The organism is Paraglaciecola algarum (assembly GCF_021532655.1).
Lineage (GTDB): Bacteria > Pseudomonadota > Gammaproteobacteria > Enterobacterales > Alteromonadaceae > Paraglaciecola > Paraglaciecola algarum.
Genome location: NZ_JAKGAS010000003.1, coordinates 118,222 through 141,503 on the forward strand (window position 1 = coordinate 118,222; position 23,282 = coordinate 141,503).

Sequence of the window (23,282 nt, forward strand, 5' to 3'; positions counted from 1 at the left end):
AACCTGAGATCGACTTAGTTGTTTAAAACTGCTTCGTAAATTAAGGAAATAATGCTGCCGTACTTACCCGTTTCAAACTGCTTTCCTTTGAAACTATAGTGTTTATCATCTCCCTCAATCAACGAATGTCGGGTATTCGTCAGCAGTACTATGGCTAAATCATGCTCCGGATCGATAACGGTTACTGTGCCTGTCCATCCAGTGTGTCCATAGGCCGATGAGCTAGCGTATGGACCAAAATGCCATTTTAATGCACCGTTATTATTACGGCGCCAGCCTAAGCCAAACGTACCATCACCGTCATCGGGCTTAGTGAACTGATCTAAAATACTTTTGTTGAAAAAGTGTTTGTCGCCATACCCTCCACCATTTAATAGGGTTTGCATTAATACGCCGATTTCAAAGGTGGTTGAAAACAAACCAGCATGGCCTGCCACCCCATCAAAAGAATGAAATGCTTTTTCATCATGCACTTCACCTTGCAATACGTATTTACGCACATTATCAAATTCAACCCGCCCGCCTCGAGTGGTGCCATGTACTTCAGTAGCAGCAAACTGTTGTTTATATTTACCTTTTTCAAGTGGGTTAAATAAAGTATTGGTTAAATTCAGTTTTTGATAAATATGTTGTTCAACATACGCATCGAGTGCTTGGCCAGTTAGTCGCTCAATTAACATACCGAGTAACATAAAATCTGTGTCGCTGTACATGCGCTTAGTGTGCCTACCAACGGTAAAAGGTACGTTATTAAGGATCAGCTTTTTGGTCTTTTTATCATTTTGCGAATAAAAACTTTCGCCCAAATTATTGTCTTTAGTAAAAAAGCGAACTTGAGGTGCATAACCCGCGGTATGAGTTAAAAAGTCTTTAACCAATCGAGAATCTCTGCCGCCATTTTGATATTCAGGTAAATAATAAGAAAGAGGTTTAGTCACATCCAACTTACCTTGATTGACTAGGGTCATTAGAGCGAAGTTTGTGGCAAACATTTTGGTATTTGAAGCAATATCAAAAATAGTGTCTGTTTGCATGGCAGCAGGTTGTGCTAACACTTCCCCACCGTCTGCAAATTTTCTAGCATAACCGTAGGCCTGATGTTTAATGATCTTACCGTCTTTTAAAACCAATAAAGCTGCACCAGGAAAACCTTGTTCAATATCTTGGGTAATTTGCTGATCAACTAAGGCAAAACCCTTTGCCATTTTTCCTTTGCTTTGTGAGGATTGATCCACCAGCTCTGGATAGGGAATGACGATATTAATGCTTGCCCCTTCAGGCATTACATTTTCGACTCTAAGAGTATTGTTCCCATTTTTTGTACGACGTTTTAAACTGTATTGATAACGATTACCCGCGACCATTGGCGAGGCAATAGACAATTTTTCTCCATTAATGAAAATATCAGCCGAGCTAGCATCTATATTCTGAATAATGATCTCACCACGACCTTGATAACTCTTAAATAATGCGCGGTCATTGACTAGCTCCCTACTACTGCGGTTTTCTTCTGGTTCGGGAAATTGTTGGTCGATTTGACCGCGCTTTGCTCGATAGACTATTTCAACTGCCGGCTCTAACTCAACTTGATAACGCCTCCATAAAATTTCCAGAGTTTTAGGTTTATATTTTTTTAATAATGCAAACAAGGTGGCAATGGTTTTGGTATCAGCTTTTCCATTGATATTCCAAGGCAGAAAGTGCATTTGAAAGGCTGTAAGGGTATCAATAGTAGCACTATCCAAAATCCCAGTTTCAGTGATCCCATAACCATAACGATTTAACGCTTTTTGTACTAAACCAATATTCGGCATATCCAGCTGAAATATTTGCCAGTATTCATCTACATCCGACTTTTCGTACCATGCACCTATGCCAGCTTTGTACAATTGATGCCATGGAAACCTAGGTCCAGGATCAGGCTTTCGTGAAGGGGCAATATCGGCATGCCCCACCACTTGGGTCGGACCAATATCAGGATTTCGAGCCAGTATATCTTGAGATAGTTTAATTAATAATTGAATTTGTTCGGGATCATAATCTGGATAAAGGCAGTTGACACTATCACTGCCGTCTTTTGTTAAGGCTGTATTTTCTGAACGTTTGCATTCGGGTATATTGACTATTTCGATACCGATAGATTGATCATTTAAATCTCTTCTCCCTTGCCAATAACTTGATCCCGCGTGCCATGCGCGATCTTGTTCATCAACCAGTCGATAAATTTTTAAATCGCTCTCAGCATAACTATTGTCATGTTTTTCTGGCAATAAATAATGAGAACTCACCCCACCTTCATTTACCAATTCCTCTACTGAGCGCTGATAATTTATCGCGGTATAGTGCATCACTAAAAATTTAATACGTTTGCTGTAATTTTTAGAGGGCAAATCTTCTATAGGCAGAGATGAACAACTAGTAACAAAAAGCAAACAAATTGCTATCAAAACCCCGAGAGTTTTTGTTGTGTTATCTAGACGCAATAAGTACCTGGAAAAAAAAGACTCTGGCTTCATGTGAAATATACAATTCCTAATTAATGTTATTGTTTGTAGCTATGGTGATGAATACCTGTAGTTATCGATGACACAGTAGTACTTAAAAAATCTATACAAACTAAAATTTATATCAAGCTACATCACTACCAACTTACCACACCAGATCTTAATGTAAATAATTTATTACATAAAAGTCAAAAATCAATAATATTTTAGTCGTAATGTTTAAAATATTTATTAGGCTCAATAACAAACTTAATTGCTTGAAAAACTAACTCACGATAAACCATCAAAATCATGACTGCCCTTTGACACACTGACTTGATCCAATAAATAGACAATAGATTGATAAGGCAAGCCGCTATGTTGGCTTAAGCCTATTTCACAAGTTCGACTATTGCTTATACCCCGCTGGCAATCCGCTGGTACTTGTTCCTTTAGAGGCATTAAGGCGCTTTTATTTAACGCTGGCAAGAAAAAGCCTTTATCCCCTGCAAAGCCACAACAGGCAATATCATTGGGAATAATCACCTTCTCGCTACATTGTTGAGCAAGGGTTGTTAGGGCCTTTGCTCCGTCTAACTGAATACTGCTACAGGTTTGATGCAACATAATAGGGTCTGACGTTTTTGTGATTGTTAGTTGAGGCACTACATAGCTGAGCAAATATTCAGATAGTTCCATCACGTCTGCTTGCTTCAATTGGCTTAATGTCAGTGCACACGGGCTTGCATCGGTAACGACTGGCCAACGTCCACCTTCAGATGCCATATCCACAGCATCAATAAACTCTTGGGCTTTTTGTTCCGCTAAGGTTTGATTACCTTTTGACAACCAAGGTTTACCGCAACACAAATTATCAACAGATTTTGGAATGATTAATTCTATCTTTGCCTTATCTAAAACAGAGGCTAAAACGGTGGAAATTGAACGTTTATCAACAGCTTTTTGATCAGCGGAAAACACTCGATTGGCACAGGAAGTGACAAACACTACTTTCTTGGTATATTGTTGATTTGCTTGAGTGTCTAAGATTAAGGTTGATCTAGTCGGGTTATGAACAACCAAATTATTTGCACTATCAGCGCCACTTGGCCAACTACTTTGCCACATAGGTATCTTTTTAAAACTAAGTTTATTCAACCCAGTAAATAAGATTTTTGTATTCTTAGCCCCCATTACACCAACAGTGCTGGCTAGTAACTTCAAGCCTTTATTAGCGGCCCAGACAAATTTAGCAAAATGTGTTGCGCTTAATTGCTGTATTGCTTGAGAGTGATTATTTTGCTCTCTCAATGCATGGATAAACTGCCCTGTATCAATACCCACTGGACATTGTTGCGCACAAAGCCCAGTGGCAGCACAACTATCAATCCCGTAAAACTGATAACTTTTTAGTAGTTCTTGATAATCAGCTATTTCTTCAGGCGTTAACAAGCCTTGCTTATTTCTTTGCTTTAAATCAGCTATATTGCGCCAAACAGCAATACGCTGTCTTGGGGTTAAGGTGTAATTTTTTGATGGGCATACAGATTCACAAAATCCGCATTCAATACATTTATCAATAATATAGTGAGATTTAGGTAAGGTTTTCAGATCTAACAAATGGGCGTTGGCATTGTCATTTATTATCACACCTGGGTTAAGTATGTTTAGAGGATCAAAGGCTGTTTTTATCGATCTCATGATTTGGTAGATATTTTCGCCCCATTCCATCTCGACAAAAGGAGCCATGTTTCTGCCTGTACCATGTTCAGCTTTCAACGAGCCCTCAAATTCAATAGCGATGAGACGGGAAACCACTCCCATAAATTGGCTATAACGATTAACCTCAGCTTCATCTTCAAATGACTGGGTAAATACAAAATGTAAATTTCCATCTAATGCATGGCCAAAAATTATCGCGTCATGGTACCCATACCGGTGAAATAATTGATGTAGTTTATTCACACCATTGGCCAACTCCTCAAGAGGTAAAGCAACATCTTCAATAATAACCGTTGTGCCTGCTTCTCTTGCTGCCCCTACTGCAGGGAACATACCTTTACGTATGCCCCATAGTCTTTCGATTTCATCTGTGTTTTGGGTAAAGGCTTTTGCTGCAATCAAATATGCATCACAATTATTAATGTGCCGCTCAATGTTGAGGAGTTTACTTTTTAGCTCCGACGCCGTTTTAGACGAGACTTCAATAAGTAAACCTGCATGACGGGAAGACAACTGCTCTACTGCAATAAAATCTTGCAGCTTATCTGTGACAGAATTTAATGCGGTGCCGTCCATCAATTCTATGGCAGACACAGATTCATCAGCTAATTTTCGCACTAACTCACAAGCAATTTGAATATCATCAAACACATACAAACCCACTGCTGAAAATGGTTCGACGGCTATAGTGTGATAAGTAATATCTGAGATAAAACCTAAGGTTCCTTCAGAGCCGATCATTAAATGACTGATGATATCTATTGGATCAGAGAACTCCAATAAGGCGTTAACCCCATACCCCATAGTATTTTTCAAACGATACTTATGGGCTATTTTTGCGGATAACTCTGGGTCTTGTTGCACTGAATTGGCTAAGTCCGACACCTGTTCAATTAACTCAGAATTGTTGCCAATAAACTGCTGCCGAGACAATAAGTTTGCGGTGTCTAATACACTGCCGTTGGCCATCACAATCCGCATATCAGCTAAAGTATGATAACTATTATTTTTTACTCCGCAGCACATACCCGAGGAATTATTAGCAGCTATTCCCCCAATTTTACAGCTATTAATCGAGGCTGGATCTGGGCCAATTTTACGCCCATAACTGGCTAGTGAACGGTTGGCATGTGCACCGATTACCCCAGGTTGCAGTTTTACCTTTTTACCTTTTTCTAAAATATTTATCTGGTTCCACTCATGGGACAAGATGATTAAAACGGAATCGGTGATAGCTTGACCAGATAAGCTAGTACCAGCAGCTCTGAAAGTGATGGGCACCAAATACTGATTAGCCAACTTGATCACTGCAATTAGTTGATTTTCATTCTGCAGTTTTAACACCAGTTTTGGTACTAAACGATAGAAACTTGCGTCTGTGCCAAAAGCGTACCGTTGCAGCTTATCTGAAATAATTACACTTTCATCAAGCATCGCTTCGATGGCACTAACAAAGACTGTGAACGAATTTCCTGTCATTTTTTTAGGCACTTTTTCTATTCCAATATTACACAACACAGTCTTTATTCCATGCAAAATCAGCACAGGAATAGTGTCGACCTATCAAACCAACGTTATTATTAATAAACTAACATAAAGTATGAATATTTTATTCTAAAACTTCAAATAAAAACTTAACTACCTATTACTTTTATATACTTAAGTCGTACTTTACAATAATTGTGCTGGAAACATCATTAAGTTCCATGTTATAAAATCAAAAATAATTTATTACTAAATGAAGTTATAGTAAATGTCAGCTCTTGTAAAAATTAAAGCGATACAAAACTCACTATCAACCAGCGAAGCAAAAATAGCTTCATTCGTATTAAAGTCATCAAATGCAATAAGAGACTTATCTTCTCAGGAATTATCTAGCGTAATTGGCATCAGCCAATCGAGTGTTATTAAGTTTACTCAAAAGCTGGGATATAAAGGTTACCCAGCATTTAAACTAGCCATAATAGATGCATTAAATAGCGAAACTAACGATCCTAAACTGCATGGCGAAATCACCCTCAAATCAAGTTTGCCACAAATATCGGACATATTACTGAATAGTAAAATGTCGGTACTGACAGAGACAAAAATACTAATAGAACAAGCGTCATTAGAACAAGCTGTAAAGTTAATTACCTCAGCAAATCGTATTCTTATATGTGGATTAGGCGGCTCCGCTCTAGTGGGTAAAGACTTTTCATACAAATTACAAAAGCTTGGTTTCTCCGCTTATGCAGAACCCGATGGACATGCACAATTAGCTTTTGTATCAACTTTCAAAAAGGGCGATTTAGTCTTTGCAATCAGTGAATCAGGACAAACAAGAGAAATTAAATCAGTAACCGAACAAGCAAAAGAAAACAATAGCTCGGTCATCTCATTAACCAAATACGGAGCAAACCCAGTTTCAGAAAATGCTGACGTCAAACTGTATTCAATCGCAGAGCAAGAATCATTGCGACTATCTTCAATTTTGGCCAGGACCTCACAAGAGTTTGTTATCGATATTTTGTTTATTGCCCTAACTCAAGCTTCTGGTCAGGGCCGTAAATTGCTAGAAAAAAGTAATCAGGCAGTAAAGAAGTTTCGAGGAAACTAGGGCCTGTTTATCTTTGCTGTATGTTTTTGCAGCGAGTTGCGCGGCATTTATACAATAAAGCACGATTGTGGTGTAGTTGTTCTACATGAATGAGTGCTGAAGCATTAGAAATGCCGCGCAAACGCTGTCCTACGGATTCGTTTTAAAAGCTTTTTACTCTTTGTTGCAGCATTTCGACTTAATCCATTAGGCCTTCAAAGCTGCGCCGCGATTAAAAAGCTTTTAATTAGAACAAAAAGTATACAGCAAAGATAAACAGGCCCTAGTTGTTATACTTGGTACAAGTTAGTCTTGATACAATAAATATTGGGCTCTTTGGCGTTTAAACTGATTAACGCCATTTTCCCAAGTATCACTAATTTCTTCAGCCGTTTTGCCTGCCATTATCATCTTCCGTAACTTATCCGTGCCAGCCAATTTATCCATAAAGCTTGGGGACTTGAAGAATTTAGCGTCATGCATTTGAAAACGTTGATACCATGCAATCAATAGGCTTAAATCAAGCCCCTGAATATTGACACTTCTCAAGTCTTGTCCTGTTAACGCTTTATCCATCAACTTAGGCTTGAGTGCGCTCCCAGGAGTTGAAATTGGCGTAAAATTAAAATCACCAATAAAGTATTGGTCATGACCTAAGACTTGAAAAGGAAACTCAGTACCGCGACCTAAACTCACATAACTTGCTTCAAAAAATGTCAGCGATGGATACAACTGAATTGATTGATCGTTTGGTAAATTGGGACTGGGCTTAATTGGCAATGAATAACGATCGGCTCTGGAATAATGCTTAACCGGTATTACCTCTAAATTAAGCCTGTTTTCTGTATTTAGCCAACCTTCGCCTTTAATCATCAAGGCTAACTCAGCTAAGGTCATGCCATGTAAAATTGGGATAGGGTGCATGCCCACAAAAGAGCTAAATTTTTCTTCTAAAATTGGTCCATCAACATACTGAATATTAGGGTTAGGCCGGTCAAGTACAACAAATTTTACATTCGCATCCGCTGCAGCTTCCATCATGTAATGCATAGAACTTAAGTATGTATAAAAGCGCAACCCCACATCTTGAATATCAAAAATAATCAGGTCTAAATTAGCTAACACTTCTGATGATGGCTTTTTGTTTTTACCATAAATGGAAATAATAGGCAGATTAGTTTTAACGTCGATATTATTCTCTACTGCCGCCCCCGCATCATGATTTCCTCTAAAGCCGTGTTCTGGAGCAAATATACTTTTGACCTCGACTTTTTTACTCAATAAAAAATCGACTAAATGTTGGCCATCAACCGTAGAGGTTTGATTAACCACTAAACCAACCTTTTTACCTTTTATTAAGTCTTGATATTCAGACCACTGTTCAGCACCTACAAGTATTGATTGTGCCTGAACTTTAAAGCTAAAAAACAAAAAACAGCAGAGCCAATTGATCAAAATATATTTAAAACATTTCATATTATTTTGACTCACTCACAGATTGGTCCACAGCTTTTCTTAAAAAACCATTGTTTTTATTTAATAGCAGCTTTGCTTCATCAACTGGCAAACCTGTTAACACCAATAAAATTGCAAGTTTGGCATTATTACCTGCATTGGCGAGAGCCTGGGTAGCGGTTTGTACATCACAGGTACTGGCTTGCATGACAATCCGTATTGCTCTAGCTTTTAATTTTTCATTACTGGCAAACACGTCCACCATTAAATTTTCATAACTTTTGCCGGTTTTTATCATGCTAGCAGTCGTAAGCATATTTAAGATAAACTTTTGCGCTGTGCCCGATTTTAGACGAGTGGAGCCGGTTAATGCTTCGGGTCCGACTTCAGCACAAATGCCAATATCTGCTTCTCTAAGTAAATCAGCATCTGGATTACAGGAAACCCCTACCGTTTTAGCCCCGAGCTGTTTTGCATACTTTAATGCAGAGATGGTATAAGGTGTTCTGCCACTTGCCGCTATACCTACCACTATATCGTTTTTAGTGAGTTGCTTTTGCTTAAGCTCAGTTATCGCTAGCAGTGGATCATCCTCCGCCCCTTCTACCGCTTTATACATGGCACTTTCACCACCAGCAATTAATGCTGTAATTTGCTGCTCAGTGACACTAAAAGTTGGTGGGCACTCAACTGCATCGAGTACTCCTAGACGACCACTGGTACCTGCTCCTATGTAAATTAATCGCCCCCCTTTAGCAAAGGTTTTGATAATTTCTTCAACTGCTAATGCAATTTCAGGAATAGCCTGCTGTACAACTAAGGCTACCTTTTGGTCTTCTTTATTTAACGATTCCAGTAGGGATTTTGTATCTAACAAGTCCAAATCCATGGTATCTGGGTTTCGGCCTTCCGAAGCCATGAATTGTAGCTCTTCAATCAATCTTGACTGTTCTTTGTTCACGTCGCCATTCATAACTACGCATTCTCCTTGTGTTCAATAAATAACAATTTTTCTGCTAAAAAGCAGGCTCCATCCAAAGCATCACCTTTAGCGGGAATTAACATTTTTTGGATTATCGGGTCGAGATAAGGCTTAGTTGGCTCAGCAAGCCCTCCCAGTAAAACCACAGGCAATTGATGGTTTTCTCGGGTTTTATAAATCAGTGTTTCTACATTTTTTACGTGTTGAGATAAAACAGCTTTTGCCACAGGGCAAGTTTTATTCAATTCAAAAACCAAAGGCGCTAAGCTGGCAAATTCGCTAGGCAAAGCCGTTGTTGACCACTGGATAAGTTTATCTCTGCCACCAGAAATCTTATGACACAAAACTTTGCCTAACTGGCTGACAATTTCGCCTTTTTCTTCTAGTTCTGAGAGTATAGTTTGAATAATTAAAACCCCTAACTTTGCTCCGCTACCTTCATCTCCAATGGTAAAGCCCCAGCCACCTTTTAATGTGCTGTTACCATCATCTGCTAGCGTAGCTCCAACTGACCCTGTACCTAATGCAACCACAGTTACAGAATCGCCAGCATTGGCACCATACAAGGATGTTTCAGCGTCAGTAAAAAGTGCAAAATGGGCAAACCCCTTAGATAAGTATTGGGTAAACTTAGCTGACTTATCTACACTACCCGCTCCTGCAAGTCCAAGCACAATAGCGATATTCTCTTTGTTAGCACCTGATAGCGCTAATAATTGCTCCACTAAACTTTCACAGGTTTTTAGAGCTAAATCAAAATCATTGGTTAAAGAAGAAGCGCCACCGCTCACTTGCCATTCTTGCTTGCTTGGCAAGTGTTGTAATCGAGCAAGTGTTTTGGTTCCTCCGCCGTCAACGCCTAGAATATACGTTGCATGGTTATCGATAGAATTCATATCTCACGTCTCACACAGGTATCAAGTGTAGGCTCTTTATGAGAGCCCAAACAACAAACTAAAAATGACACAAACGCACCTATACATAATTGCCAAGTAAAACCTAAATCAAATATCAAGTCTTCAGGCAACAGCATTGACATCACATAAGGTTGGAAGCACAAGGTAATTAGGAAACCGATTACCAAAGCTAAAAGGACTGAGCTTGCATTGCCACGTTTAGTAAACAAGGCAGTTAAAAACACACCTATCAAACCGCTATATGAAAATACCATTACGCTCAGGGCAAACTTTAATAACGGCATATCGGTATACCGCTGCCAATAAAAACAAAGGATTGCCATTAGACATAAAGTCACCGCAACTATCGCCATACCTACCTGGCCTGCTTTTACATAATGTACTTCTGGCACATTCGTAGTTTGCTTTTCCTTAAATGGCCGATATAAGTCGTTTACCAAAACAGACGACATTGAATTTAAACCAGAATTTAAAGTAGATAGCGCAGCAGCCACAATTCCTATAGTGACCAACCCACGCACGCCTGCTGGAATTTCATTCAACACGTAGTACATAAAGATAGTGACTTTTTCACCTTGAAAGCTTTGAACTAATTCACTACTAGCAGATATCTGCATAATGTCAGGGCGTTGGTACAGAATAAACAAAAGTAAACCAATTATGATAAACAACAACATCACAGGTATCACTAAAGCAACCGATAACAACATGGCTTTATTGGCTTCTTTAACATTTTTACAAGTTAAAATTCGCTGAGTCATATCTTGGTCGAGTCCAAAGGCTGCAAAGTTAAGTAACACAAACCCCGTAATCGCCGACCAAAAGTTAAATACCCCCGAAGATGAAAAATCCCAATCAAACTTTAACAAGGTTAATTTTGAATCAACTCCTGGTGCTGGATGTTGCAAAGCATCAATTATTTGGCCAAAACTAACAGGAATAGCCTGATACAAAAAATAAATGACGAACACAGCCGCACTGACATAAACAGCACATTGGATGACATCACCATAAATAACCGAACGAATCCCCCCAAACACGGTATATAACAGGCCTGCTCCAGTTAACACTAAAGTAGAAATAATAATACTCTCAGCGTGAATGTTGCCAAACAAAATCATTGATACCGCTAATGCAGCCATATATAAACGGGCTCCGCTGGCAAAAATGCGACCAAACAAATACATAATCCCTGCTTGTTTTTTAGCCGCACTACCCATACGTTTTTCGAGTAGTTCGTAGACCGTAAATACTTTATTTTGATAGAATTTCGGGATCAGTATAATACTGACCAGTATCGCTGCGACTACCGCACCAATATTGGTAGCTAAATAAGATAAATCCCCTTGATAACCTTGATCGGGGCCCCCCAAAAAGGTAGCGGCTGACTGCGAGGTTGCCAGGACAGAAATAGCTACCATCCAGGTTGGGATAGTGTTGCTTCCAAGAAAATAATCTTGGGTATTGGTCGATTTCTTACGATTAAAATAAAACCCTGAGCCCATTAACAAGGCGCCATAAAGTCCGAAAACAATCCAGTCCAATGCAGAATATACTGAAACCATAATCCCTCAATTAAAATAATAAAGTAAGAGTAAGAATAAATTATTCTTACTTTACCATAAAAATGTAATTAAATATATTTTTTTGACTATTCTATTAACAAGTTTATTACTGATAGCCTAAGCAAAATAATCAAATAGATATAGGTAAATTCCCAGTCGCTTTAATTTGTCCGGTAATGATTTCAGCTAAACTATTAAAAGCGGGCCCAGTATGTCCGGTTGAACCAAGTGCTTGATATGTCTTCCCATCAAAACTTGCTAATACCCAGTCGGCACTTTGATTAAATTTATCCAATTGATAAGGCGCTTTCAAAGAAACAAAAATACTCGTTAAGCCATTTTGTTTTGCATACTTTAAGATAGTCAGCGACAAGTCAGCGTTACTCTTATTATTGATTTCCTGACCTGCAATAACATCGACAGCCTGACCTAACTCCACAGCCGTTTCTTGGCTATCACTAGCAACAATCACCAAGTCGCTATCGTCAATTTGTTCAAAAGTGGTTAATAAATCTATATCCCTTAGGCTAGAACTTGTGATCTCCCAAGGCTGATTGCCTAATTTCAGAGAAATATTATTTAAAGCGTAACTCATCGCCTTCGCCTGATCTTCTTTTGGAAACACTAAATGTAATTTTTTGGCTTGCATAATTTGTTTTGGGATCGCTTGATTCGCTTTGATCTCAACAATAGATTGGTCGGCTAATGCCTTTTCCTCAAGGCGGTGCTCTGTTGAGGATAAAATAGTATTTGCCAGGGCAAGTTTGGTTGCAACTGTCTCGGTAGACAGATCTAACTCTTGTTTTAATTGACTCACTCTGGCTGCTGAATCTTCTATTTGCCCCAGAGATAACTCTCCAGATATGACTTTATCCACTAATAATTCGAGCAATGCTTTAAATTTGGGAATATCTGATGGTTGCCTAATACTCATAGGCATCATGGCAATGTCAGCCCCTGCATTAAAGGTCTGGATAACGGCTTCTTCTTGGGTGAAAAAATCGGCAACACCTGCCATATTTAATGCATCGGTAATAACAACACCGTCAAATCCCATACGTTCTCTTAGCAAGTCCGTTAAGATCTTTTTAGACAAGGTAGCCGGTTTCAACATACTCTCGCCGTGTCGATTAATTAATTCACTGTCATCTAACGCAGGGTACTGAATATGAGCCGTCATGATCATTTTCACATCACTATTATCAATGGCATATTGGAAAGGTAATAAGTCCACTGATTCCACTGTCTCAAAACTATGGTTTACTTTAGGTAATCCCGTATGACTATCGGTATCCGTATCGCCATGACCAGGAAAATGTTTTAAGGTACCTATTACCCCTTTTGCTTGCAGGCCTTCAAGCATAGCAGCACCTAACTGGGCGACCACATTTGGATTTTCGCCAAAAGATCGCACATTAATCACAGGGTTGTTGGGATTAATATTGACGTCAACATTAGGCGAGTGATTGACATTCACCCCTAACGCGGCCAGCTCAGAACCAATCACCTCGCCTACGACCCTTGCATACTTAGTCCCATGATTTTCATAGGTCGCGCCTATTGCCATATTGCCGGTAAAAGAGGTAGCAAGTTCACGGGGTAAACGCACCACTCTTCCACCTTCTTGATCAACAGAGATCAACAAAGGTTGGCCGCTTTTAGACGATAATGCAGCTTGCTGTAACTCTTGGGTTAATTGAATGGTCTGTTTAATATCAGTAAAGTTTTCAGCAAATAAAATAATTGAGCCTAATGAGGTATCACGGATTAAATCTTTTAAATCATCAGGTAATTCGTTGACTGGCGTAATGCATCTATTTTCGTATGTAAATTCCACATGCTCAGTTAAATCAGCACAATAATAACGAATATCGAGCATTATTTTTTGCGCTATTTTCTGTGCAATAACCTCCCGCGATGGAGGAGCCGAATACCAGACAATAAGGGCGACAAAAACAACTAACATAAACCCTAAAAATAATTTACTCTTAATTCGATTTAACATATTTCCTCGTAATTACTGTTTTTTATTGTGAAACTTTAAAAAGTGTGGGTATTGCTTTGCATTAGGCAATTTTAACTACTGGTTAATACGACTAAAATTCAAGTCGTCATAGTCAAAACTAGCATCGATATCATCATGCAAGCGCTCCATCATTAGACCAATGACATTACCCTTTTCATCTGTGTTAAAACGTGCGATTGCATCACCTTCTAAACTTCTATCGTCGTACCAAACAACAAACTCATGCCCTTGGTGTTCTAACATGTCACCTAACAATTTTTTTGATTTTAAGGATTGAAATCTAAGTTGACCATTTTTGAGGGAAACCTTTACTCGTCCAAACCAAGGATCTTGATAAATACCAGCATAGGCAGTTAAAGGTAAAAGTACTTTAGCTCTTTGCGGTTTGGTATTTGAGATAGATTTAGCGGCATTTTCTGCAATCCGTTGTGCTTGCCTTTCTTGCTGTTTCGACAGCTGAATTGCCAACCAATCTTGTTGTTGAACATCCATAAACATTTGCACTATGCTGTGCATAAGGGTACTGCGTGCATAATACGAACTTTGATTGATGAGTACGATAACGCCTAGGTCAAGTTCAGGAATTAAGGTGATATAAGCTAAGTTTCCAGATAACGTGCCTGTATGGGATACTCGCTTATAGCCATGCATATCAGCTAACCCCCAACCTAAACCATAAGATTTAAAATTTGTGTTGTGGTATTTTTTTTCATCGTCATACACAGATAAAATAGTATGCGGCGACCACATGGTAGCACTTTGTTCCTCACTAAAGAGCCTGACACCTTTAGCGGAAATACCTTTATTTAACTGAGTGTCAACCCAAGTCAATAAGTCACTCACACTACATTTAATCCCTCCTGCAGCCGCCATCACACTAGATTTATGATAAGTTTGATTACGTTTTACAATTTCAATTTTGTTATTAATTACACTATGAGGCTGAGCAATATTTGTCATCTGTTGTTGAGGTACGGGCCCAGCAAAACAACGCTGCATACCTAAAGGAGCCATAATGTTTTGTTCAACAAACTCTTCCCAAGACATACCTGTAATTTTAGCCACTACTTCGCCAGCCACGATATACAGTAAATTATCGTAGGCGTATTCACTTCTAAATCCAGAAGCAGGCTTTAAAAACTTTAAGTTGTTAATGATTTCTTCACGACTAAAACCCGCAGGTTCAGGCCACAGCATTAAATCGCCTGCAAAGCGCGCCAAACCACTACGGTGAGTTAACAAGTCAGCCACGGTAAACTCTTTTGTTACCCAATCGTCATACAGAGCAAAATTAGGCAGAAAGTCCACCACTTTACTGTCCCAACTGAGTTTGCCTTGGTCAATTAATATCGCCAAAGCTGCACTATTAAATGCTTTGGTGGTAGACGCTATTTTAAATAAGGTATCTTGATCAACAAGATCTGGCTGATTAATAGCTTGAAGGCCATAACCTTTATTCAATAAAATTTTGCCGTCTTTTATCACACCTATAGCCGCTCCCGGTACTTTAAATGTGGCCAGTGTTTGTTGTACTAACTGGTCTACTTTATGTTCACTAAAATATGGTTTTTGGGCAAATGAAGTTTGTGATATGGGCAAACAAGCACAGGCAAAAATAAGCGATAAAATTTTCATAAATAACAACCTATAGATAACGTTTAGATATTAAAAAACCATAATCCAGCGCTTTATAAAAAAGCAATACCGTAAAACGTATAAAGGATTAGCGTTAATGCCCCGCCGAACAATGCATAAGGCAATTGGGTTTTCACATGCTCTAATAATTCACAACCCGAAGCTAAGGCAGAAACTGCTGTTGTATCTGATATAGGTGAACAATGATCACCAAATACTCCACCGCCTAGTATGGCTGCTATGATAAAAGAAGGAGGTAGCTCTAGTGCTTGAATTAGAGGCACACCAATCGGGATCAAAATAGCAAAGGTTCCCCAAGAGGTACCAGTAGAAAAAGCAATAAAAGCCCCAGCTAAAAACAACATAGGTGCAATCATAAATATAGGTAATGAATCACCCACAATTTGCGCAACATACACACCAGTACCAAGCACTTTTAAACTAGCGCCTAGAGTTAATGACAAAAGTACAATACTGACTAACGGTAGTAATTCTCCCATACCGTTAAAGCCAATTTTAACCAGTTGATGATGAGTAAACTTTTTGCTCGACAACAGCATGGTGTAGGCAACTAAACATGCACTTACTGTTGCATACAATACCGACTTAGAACCACTTCCATTGGCTAATGTGCCGTTTCCGGTCCAAAACATAAAACCGATCATCCCAAGCACCATAGTCAACAAAGGAACAATCATAAATCTAGCTTTTGTAGGGACAAATTCGTGTTTGTGGGTTAACTCAGTTTCAACCTTTGATTCAGCACGGGCTAATGGGCCATGTAAATTGCCAGTGAAGGCCGTATACCAGACCATGATTAACGCTATGATTGGGTAGAAGTTTAAGAGAATGGTACCCCACATAATTTCAGCGGCACTTTGTTCTAAGTCATAGTTACTTAATAAACCTAAAACAAAAGCGCCCCAACCATTTAATAACACTAGAATACAAATAGGTGCGGCGCTACTGTCGATAATATAAGCCAACTTAGCTCGGCTCATTTTATAACGATCAAACAAACCTCTAGAGACGATACCTGCAGTTAAAATAGACAAGTTACTTTCAATAAAAATGGCCATGCCTGTGAAGTTAGCCATAAAGGCTACTTGCCGTTTATTTTTGCCTAAACCTTTAGAAATAACGTATTCAACCATAGCGGTTACACCGCCAGAGTGGCGCATGTAGGCTAATACTGCACCTATGATTAAACTAAACATCAGGATACGAGTATTGCCAGGTGAATTTAAAATAGTCACAATTCGTTCTAGGGTTGCCACGGCGCCATTAAAAACCATGCCAGCACTAGTGTCAGACAATAAAAGTTCAGAGCTGAAAATAGCCAGCAATAAGGCTAAAATAACTTCTTTTTTCCATAACACTATGACTACAGCAACAATTGGTGGTAACAACGAATACCATTCCATATTCAACCCTTTACATAAATATTATTAACCTAAGCATACTGACAAATAAAAATATAATATTCAACAAATAAAAATAATTGGTAATTATTTATTACTATGTAGTTCTTGCGCAAAATACGCTCGTTAATTGGTATTAGCTGTGATTGAATATTTCTTGATAAGCGAATAGCCCTTGGCTGCCACCCGTGTGAATAAAGAGTATATTGCTATCTTCATGGAAAACCCCTTGTCGACACAGATCTATCAGGCCAGCCATACCTTTTCCGGTATAGACAGGATCCAAAATGACTCCTTCGTGTTGAGCGCTAAGGGTTATGGCTTCAATCGTTTCATTAGTCGGAATACCGTAACCTTCACCATAATAGTCTCCATTAGCAAAAACTTTACCTTTAGCTAATTTTTTATCTAGGCCTAGTAAAATTAAGGTTTTCTCTAATAATACTGTTACTAAAGCCACTTGTTCGGCAGCAGGTCTACTGACACAAATCCCCATAACTGGAATATCTATTCCAGCTAATATCAGTCCAGCTAACAAACCTGCTTGGGTGCCGGCACTGCCCGTTGCAAGCACTATATGATCAAGCACAAGAGCTTGCTGTTTAATTTGGCTAACAATCTCTTGAGCACATTGTACATAACCTAAACTGCCAATTTCACTTGATCCCCCAACAGGGATCAAATAAGGTTTACGCCCTTCTTGCTTAAGTCGCTTAACCAGCTCCAAGGCGTATTCATTACTATTCACATCATCAGACACACAGTGGATCTTAGCTCCTAGCACCTTGTCTAATAAAATATTTCCATTTTGATGATAATCAATTTTAGGCGTACCTTTTACGTCCTCCAACACTAGCTCACAACTTAGACCAAATTTAGCGGCAGCCGCAGCAGTTTGACGGGCATGATTTGATTGGATGCCGCCAATAGTCAACAAGGTATCAGCGTTAGTGGCCAATGCTGCTGCCACTAAATATTCGAGTTTTCGGGTTTTGTTACCACCTCCGGCTAAACCAGTACAGTCGTCACGCTTTACATATAAGTTTCTGTTTAAAATGCTAGATAAATTAGGCATGGTCTCTAATACAGTAGGACTGTGCGATATTACAACTCGAGGAATAGCGTTTAAGTTTGACATGTATGGAACCTTAGCTTTAGAAGTGGTATTTATCTACAAACATATTGTTCATTAAATACTATAAAATTCCTAAAATATACAAATTCAGTAATAATTATTGTTTCCTGAAATTCCTTACTTTGTTATGTTAAAAACACAGTAGGAATAATTGTAAGTGATAAATATGAATGATAGACGGGCCTTTATTAAAGCATTAATTAGTTCTGCAATCGCAACAACCCTTTTACCCAATATAGCGAACGCCGAGCAAACAAACTTAACAAACACAGCATTACCAATGAAGCCCAAACGCTTGAAAGCCGGGCATACCATAGGTTTGATTACTCCGAGTAGCAACACTTGGGAAGACCAAGAAATCCATTTTGCTATAGATGTATTAAAATCATTTGGCTTTAAAGTAAAACAAGGTAAGTACATTTTTCAACGTCGCGGCTACTTGGCTGGAAATGACAAAGATCGCGCATGGGACATTAATAATATGTTCCAAGATAAAGACGTTGACGGTATTTTTTGCCTGCGTGGGGGTTATGGCTCGCCGCGGATTTTACCCTATTTAGATTATGATCTGATTGCAGCCAATCCTAAAGCCCTAATTGGATATAGCGATATAACAGCCCTATTAAACGCCATTTATGCAAAAACAGGGTTAATCACTTTTCATGGCCCTATTGCCAAGCAAAATTTTAGTGAATACACATTACAAGGTTTTAAAGATGTGCTTTTTACACCTCAAGCGAATATAGATCTTGGCACACCACCTTTATTTGAAGCAAAAGAAGGCCAAGCTGAGAAAAAGAACCGCTTAACTTTAGTCACCAAAGGAGTGGCTAAAGGCCGGTTAATTGGCGGCAACCTTTCACTTATGGTGAAACTTGTCGGTACGCCATTTGAACCAGATTACAGCGATAAAATATTATTTCTAGAAGATGTAGAAGAAGCCCCATACCGTGTTGATGGCATGTTAACTCACTTAAAAATAGCAGGCCGATTAAACAAATTGGCAGGTATAGTGTTTGGTAAATGTACCGACTGCACGGCTAGCGGTGATTCCTTAAGTATTGAAGAAGTCATCAAAGATCGATTAGGTGACTTAAATATTCCTGTCTTAAAAGGTGTGATGATTGGTCACATAAGCGATATGTCGACCATTCCAGTTGGTGCAATGGCAACCCTAGATGCCACCAACAAACGCTTGGTGTTAAATGAAGCTGCGGTTAGCTAGGAGTTTTTAATATGTTTACTTTACTCTTTAGCATGTCGAGTATATTGACATTTCAACAGCAGCCTAATATTCAACTAGAGGTAGTAGGTAATAGTAATGACTCCAAGCACTGGGCTTTTTTTGCTCCCCATGAAAACGAACATGTTTCCAATGATTACGTAGCGCAAAAAATCATAGAAAAAGGGGGGGTGTTTGTGGTGCTCAAGCAAGCTGGAAAAAGAACCGTCACCCTAGAAATTGATAACCACAAAATCAAAATCGATCCGAATAGAATGTTTACCCAAACAGGCAGGTTCGCCAGTATTAATAAGTTAAATCCAGAGCTTGCTAGCGATCCTTTGTCAATCCAAAAAGCTGAACAGCGCGCAAAAAAGTTAAGTGAATTTGTGCTGGATACACTTAGTGGAAAACAACCACCAAAAACCCTTATCGCCATGCACAATAATAGTAATGGTTATGAAGGCGACGGTAAACAAGGGATTGGCAATGTATCCATTGAGCGTTATCAAACTAAATTAAGCTCTGGTGCGCAGTATCTAATTGATGTCGCAAGTGGCCAACATGATGAAGACGACCTGTATTTTGTCACAGATAAACATGACTTTAGCACCATGCAATCACTTGGCTGGAATGCGGTATTACAAAACCCTAAGGTGGCCCATGATCCAGAGGAAGATGATGGATCTTTGTCTGTATACGCCGAAATGCAAGGTTATCGTTATATCAATATTGAAGCAGAACGTGTGACTGAAGGTTTTGGTGAAAATCATTTAGCTGTACAAAAACAAATGGTGGACTTTACCTTTTCACTACTTGAGCAAAACACGGCAAATTAGTGTGATTACCAAGGAAAAATAAGGAGCTAACTTGTCTTGTTCACCTAACAAGTTAAAACAATAAGGTTTACCTTACCTAACTCAGCTAGGTGGTAAACGAAACATTGTATTTCAATCATAAATATCTGTACTTAATGTGCACGTTCTGTGCTCATCACACACAAATATTGAATAATATTTATACCAACCAGCATAAATAATTGGCCTCTCAGCTAGGTTCTAAAAGGGCTTAATCAAAATCCGCTGGATGCATTCTGAGTGGTAACTTATTTATACCAACTGGTATTGTTTAATTATTTTCGCGACTTACTATTACTTTGACTGTAGGTCACCCTCAAATCACACTTTCTTAAAACCAGCTGACGAAAAGTATTGATAAAAACTTAAGCGCCCTTGTTCTTAACATCAACACACCATGGAATAAATTATTTTATTTTACACGCCACCATTGCCATTAATTATTCCATGTGCTAAAAGTATTTAACAAATACATTGGAAGCTCATCATTTCAACCTAGTTCCCTTTTTTTGTGGTAAGGGAAAACTGACAACAGAAGGACATTTTATGTCGAAAGTTAAGTTGGTGAAAACAGCGCTCGCTGTCAAAACCGCCCTATTAATAGGGACTAATTCTTTAGGAACTGTCTACGCTCAAGATCAAGCGTTGGAGCCCAAAGATTCAACGCAAGTTATTGAAAAAACCAAAACCAATAAACAAAAACAAGAAGAGCTTGAGATTTTAGAAGTAAAAGGCTATGCCGCCAGTTTACAAAAAAATCTCAATATTAAGCGATATGCAGATGTTGTGATGGACGCCATATCAGCTGAGGATATTGGTAAGTTTCCAGATCAAAATGTAGCCGATGCCTTAGCAAGGATAAGTGGAGTTCAAGTTGAGAGTAATTTTGGTGAAGCTGAAAGTGTTAGTATTCGTGGCACAGCTCCTGGCCTTAATCGTACATTACTCAATGGTCAGAATGTCGCCACATCAGACTGGAATGCTTTGTCACTAGGCAAAAGAGAGTTCAACTACACTTTGATTCCATCGGTTATGGTTAAACAGCTGGAAGTACATAAAAGTCCAACAGCTGATATTGATGAAGGCTCAATAGGTGGCACAGTCTTTATGAAAACTCGTAAGCCATTAGAAATGGAAACCAATAGCGGTTCCTTCGCCTTGAAAGGGCAATATAATGACTTGTCTGAACAATGGGATCCACAAGTCGAAGCCTTGTATTCCTTTAAAAACCAAGATTCTACTTGGGGCGCTTTGGTTACGTTGGCCAAGCAAGATAACCAAATCCGCCGTGACGCTATGCAGACCTATACTTGGGCTCAGGGAGACATTGGGGGTAAACAAGATGTGTGGTACCCCAGTTTAGTGGGCTCTGATCATTTTACCCAAACTCGTGAGCGTGAAAGTGGCATGTTAACGTTGCAATGGCTGCCTAGTGAACGCATGAATGTGGTGTTTAATGCACTGTATTCTCGAATGGATGCAAACAACGTGAGTCAAGCCTTTTATGGCATGGTGGGGCAAAGCATTGGCTTAGGTTCAGAGCCACAAAATGTGGTATTTGATCAAGTTAATGGCGACACAGTGTTGGCTATGGTGCTCCCTGAAATAGAAAGTGGCAGCCCATCTGAAGATGCCGAAGTTCAATTTGATACCCGTAATCGTAAGGCGTTTTTTAAGACCGAACACTATGATCTTAAGGTTGAATACGAAGGTGACAATTACTCTTTAGATGGACAAGTTGGTTACACCGAAGCTAACGGTGGTAACCGACTTGAATTTGCCACTGCATTTTTTGCCGACACTGCACTTGCTATCAATAATACCCAAGGTATTCCGCAAATGGAGTTGTTGGATATCAGTGTTCATGATACGGATGAATTCCGTTTACGTTTGATGAGTTTGTACGATCGCCCTCAGCATGATGACGAAACCTATGCCCAAGTTGATTATGAATACCACCTAAATGGCGATGTACTGACTTCCATTAAAGTAGGCGGAAAATTTCGTGATCACATGAAATCACAACGAGCTAACTTGTACGGTTCAAAAACGATCACCGATGGATATGACATCAGTTATTACGATGAGTTAGTAGTTGAGGGTGAAGCTTCATTAGCTGATTTTGATGCTGGCCCAGCTCCAGAAAACTTTATGGAAAATAGCGCATTGCCAGGTTCAATTACAGACTTCCACTTCCTAGATTTTGATGCTTTGGAAGAACAGTTTGTGGCCAATAGAGACCGTTTTAATATTATTCCGCTGTTAACCGCTGAATTTGATATTGAAGAACAAATCATGGCCAGTTACATGCGCGCCGATTTTAGCTATGAAGAATTACGCGGCAACCTTGGTTTACGTTACGTTAAAACCGACCTTGATAGCTCGTCTTGGACCTACTACGGCCCTTATCTAGATCCAGCTGAAAAACAATGGATAACTCACAGTAAAACTTATACTGATGTACTGCCTAGTGTAAACCTATCTTACAACGTTAGCCCTGAAGTAGTACTGCGCTTTTCGGCTGCTAAAGTCATGTCTCGCCCAGGTTATGGCAACTTATCTGGCTACCGTGGTTTGAACGAATCTCAATTGACCGGGGTTGGTGGCAACCCAGACTTGGACCCCTATCGTGCTACTCAATATGATTTATCCTGGGAATGGTATATCAACAAAACTGGAGGCTTTAATGCAGCGATATTCTACAAAAATATCGAATCCTATTTGACCTCTGAAGAAGTCATTGAAACTCATTATCACCAACCAAGTAATGCTGACCAAGAATATGTCATTAACCTTAAATCTAATGGTTCAGGTGGCAAAAACGTCGGGTTTGAGTTGAATTATCAACAAGATCTGTTTTATGGCTTTGGTGTTAATACTAATTATACCTATTCAAACTCATCCACCGAGTCTGGTGACATCATTCCAGGAAACTCTGAAGATACTTACAACTTAACCGTGTATTACGAAAAAGGCCCGATTAGCACCAGAATCGCCTACAACTATCGTTCTGAGTACTTCTTGTTCAATAGTCGAGGTAATGACGTATATGTTGACGGTAGCGAGCGATATGACGCGACCTTCAGTTACCGCTTTGGCAACAATACCTCTTTGGTATTACAGGCAATTAACTTAACCGACGAAGTACAAAGTCGTTATGCCGGTGAATATTACCGACATCTAGGTACTTTTGAAAATGGCCGTAAGTTTCGAGCCGGTGTGCAAATGAAATTCTAAACGATGAAGACATCGTTTCTAAAACATAACCGAATTAATGCTTGAGA

Annotated in this window: 14 protein-coding genes; 4 read left to right on the forward strand and 10 right to left on the reverse strand. The window is 39.2% G+C overall.

The window, feature by feature from the left end:
* Positions 1-14: 14 nt before the first annotated feature.
* Entirely contained in the window at positions 15-2,516 is a 2,502-nt protein-coding gene (gene pbp4b / locus L0668_RS06770; protein WP_235311335.1) for a penicillin binding protein PBP4B, read from the reverse strand.
* Between the two features lie 258 nt (positions 2,517-2,774).
* Positions 2,775-5,723, reverse strand: a complete 2,949-nt coding sequence (locus L0668_RS06775) for an FAD-binding and (Fe-S)-binding domain-containing protein (RefSeq protein WP_349815631.1) — start codon at positions 5,721-5,723, stop codon at positions 2,775-2,777.
* 235 nt (positions 5,724-5,958) lie between these two features.
* Here L0668_RS06775 and L0668_RS06780 point away from each other — a divergent pair, with 235 nt between their 5' ends.
* Complete coding sequence (locus tag L0668_RS06780) at positions 5,959-6,804, forward strand: MurR/RpiR family transcriptional regulator (RefSeq protein WP_235311336.1); 846 nt, start codon at positions 5,959-5,961, stop codon at positions 6,802-6,804.
* A 285-nt stretch (positions 6,805-7,089) separates the two neighbouring features.
* On the opposite strand, the gene L0668_RS06785 is transcribed toward L0668_RS06780, so the two are convergent.
* From L0668_RS06785 to L0668_RS06820, 8 genes are all read right to left on the reverse strand, one after another.
* Positions 7,090-8,259 (reverse strand): exo-beta-N-acetylmuramidase NamZ family protein, encoded by a 1,170-nt coding sequence (locus L0668_RS06785; RefSeq protein WP_370659886.1) that lies wholly within the window; start codon positions 8,257-8,259, stop codon positions 7,090-7,092.
* Between the two features lies 1 nt (position 8,260).
* Positions 8,261-9,211, reverse strand: coding sequence for an N-acetylmuramic acid 6-phosphate etherase (gene murQ, locus L0668_RS06790; protein ID WP_235311338.1), 951 nt, complete (start codon positions 9,209-9,211; stop codon positions 8,261-8,263).
* 2 nt (positions 9,212-9,213) lie between these two features.
* Positions 9,214-10,116, reverse strand: a complete 903-nt coding sequence (locus tag L0668_RS06795; protein WP_235311339.1) for a glucosamine kinase nucleotide-binding domain-containing protein — start codon at positions 10,114-10,116, stop codon at positions 9,214-9,216.
* Positions 10,113-11,702 (reverse strand): sodium:solute symporter, encoded by a 1,590-nt coding sequence (locus L0668_RS06800; protein ID WP_235311340.1) that lies wholly within the window; start codon positions 11,700-11,702, stop codon positions 10,113-10,115. Before L0668_RS06800 ends, L0668_RS06795 begins: the two co-directional genes overlap by 4 nt.
* A 130-nt stretch (positions 11,703-11,832) precedes the next feature.
* Positions 11,833-13,707 carry a glycoside hydrolase family 3 protein gene (locus L0668_RS06805; RefSeq protein ID WP_235311341.1) on the reverse strand — a complete coding sequence of 625 codons (1,875 nt, stop codon included), beginning with the start codon at positions 13,705-13,707 and terminating at the stop codon, positions 11,833-11,835.
* Positions 13,708-13,782: 75 nt separating this feature from the next.
* On the reverse strand, positions 13,783-15,363 hold the full coding sequence (locus L0668_RS06810) for a serine hydrolase (RefSeq protein WP_235311342.1): 1,581 nt from the start codon (positions 15,361-15,363) through the stop codon (positions 13,783-13,785).
* A 53-nt stretch (positions 15,364-15,416) separates the two neighbouring features.
* On the reverse strand, positions 15,417-16,787 hold the full coding sequence (locus L0668_RS06815; protein WP_235311343.1) for a Na+/H+ antiporter NhaC family protein: 1,371 nt from the start codon (positions 16,785-16,787) through the stop codon (positions 15,417-15,419).
* 133 nt (positions 16,788-16,920) lie between these two features.
* Positions 16,921-17,922, reverse strand: a complete 1,002-nt coding sequence (locus L0668_RS06820; protein ID WP_235311344.1) for a D-cysteine desulfhydrase family protein — start codon at positions 17,920-17,922, stop codon at positions 16,921-16,923.
* A 163-nt stretch (positions 17,923-18,085) separates the two neighbouring features.
* Between L0668_RS06820 and L0668_RS06825 the strand changes: the two genes are divergently transcribed.
* From L0668_RS06825 to L0668_RS06835, 3 genes are all read left to right on the forward strand, one after another.
* Positions 18,086-19,144, forward strand: a complete 1,059-nt coding sequence (locus L0668_RS06825) for a S66 peptidase family protein (RefSeq protein ID WP_235311345.1) — start codon at positions 18,086-18,088, stop codon at positions 19,142-19,144.
* Between the two features lie 11 nt (positions 19,145-19,155).
* A complete protein-coding gene (locus L0668_RS06830; protein ID WP_235311346.1) occupies positions 19,156-19,980 on the forward strand; it encodes a hypothetical protein in 825 nt (274 codons plus the stop codon).
* A gap of 564 nt (positions 19,981-20,544) precedes the next feature.
* Positions 20,545-23,235 (forward strand): TonB-dependent receptor, encoded by a 2,691-nt coding sequence (locus tag L0668_RS06835; protein WP_235311347.1) that lies wholly within the window; start codon positions 20,545-20,547, stop codon positions 23,233-23,235.
* Positions 23,236-23,282: the final 47 nt, after the last annotated feature.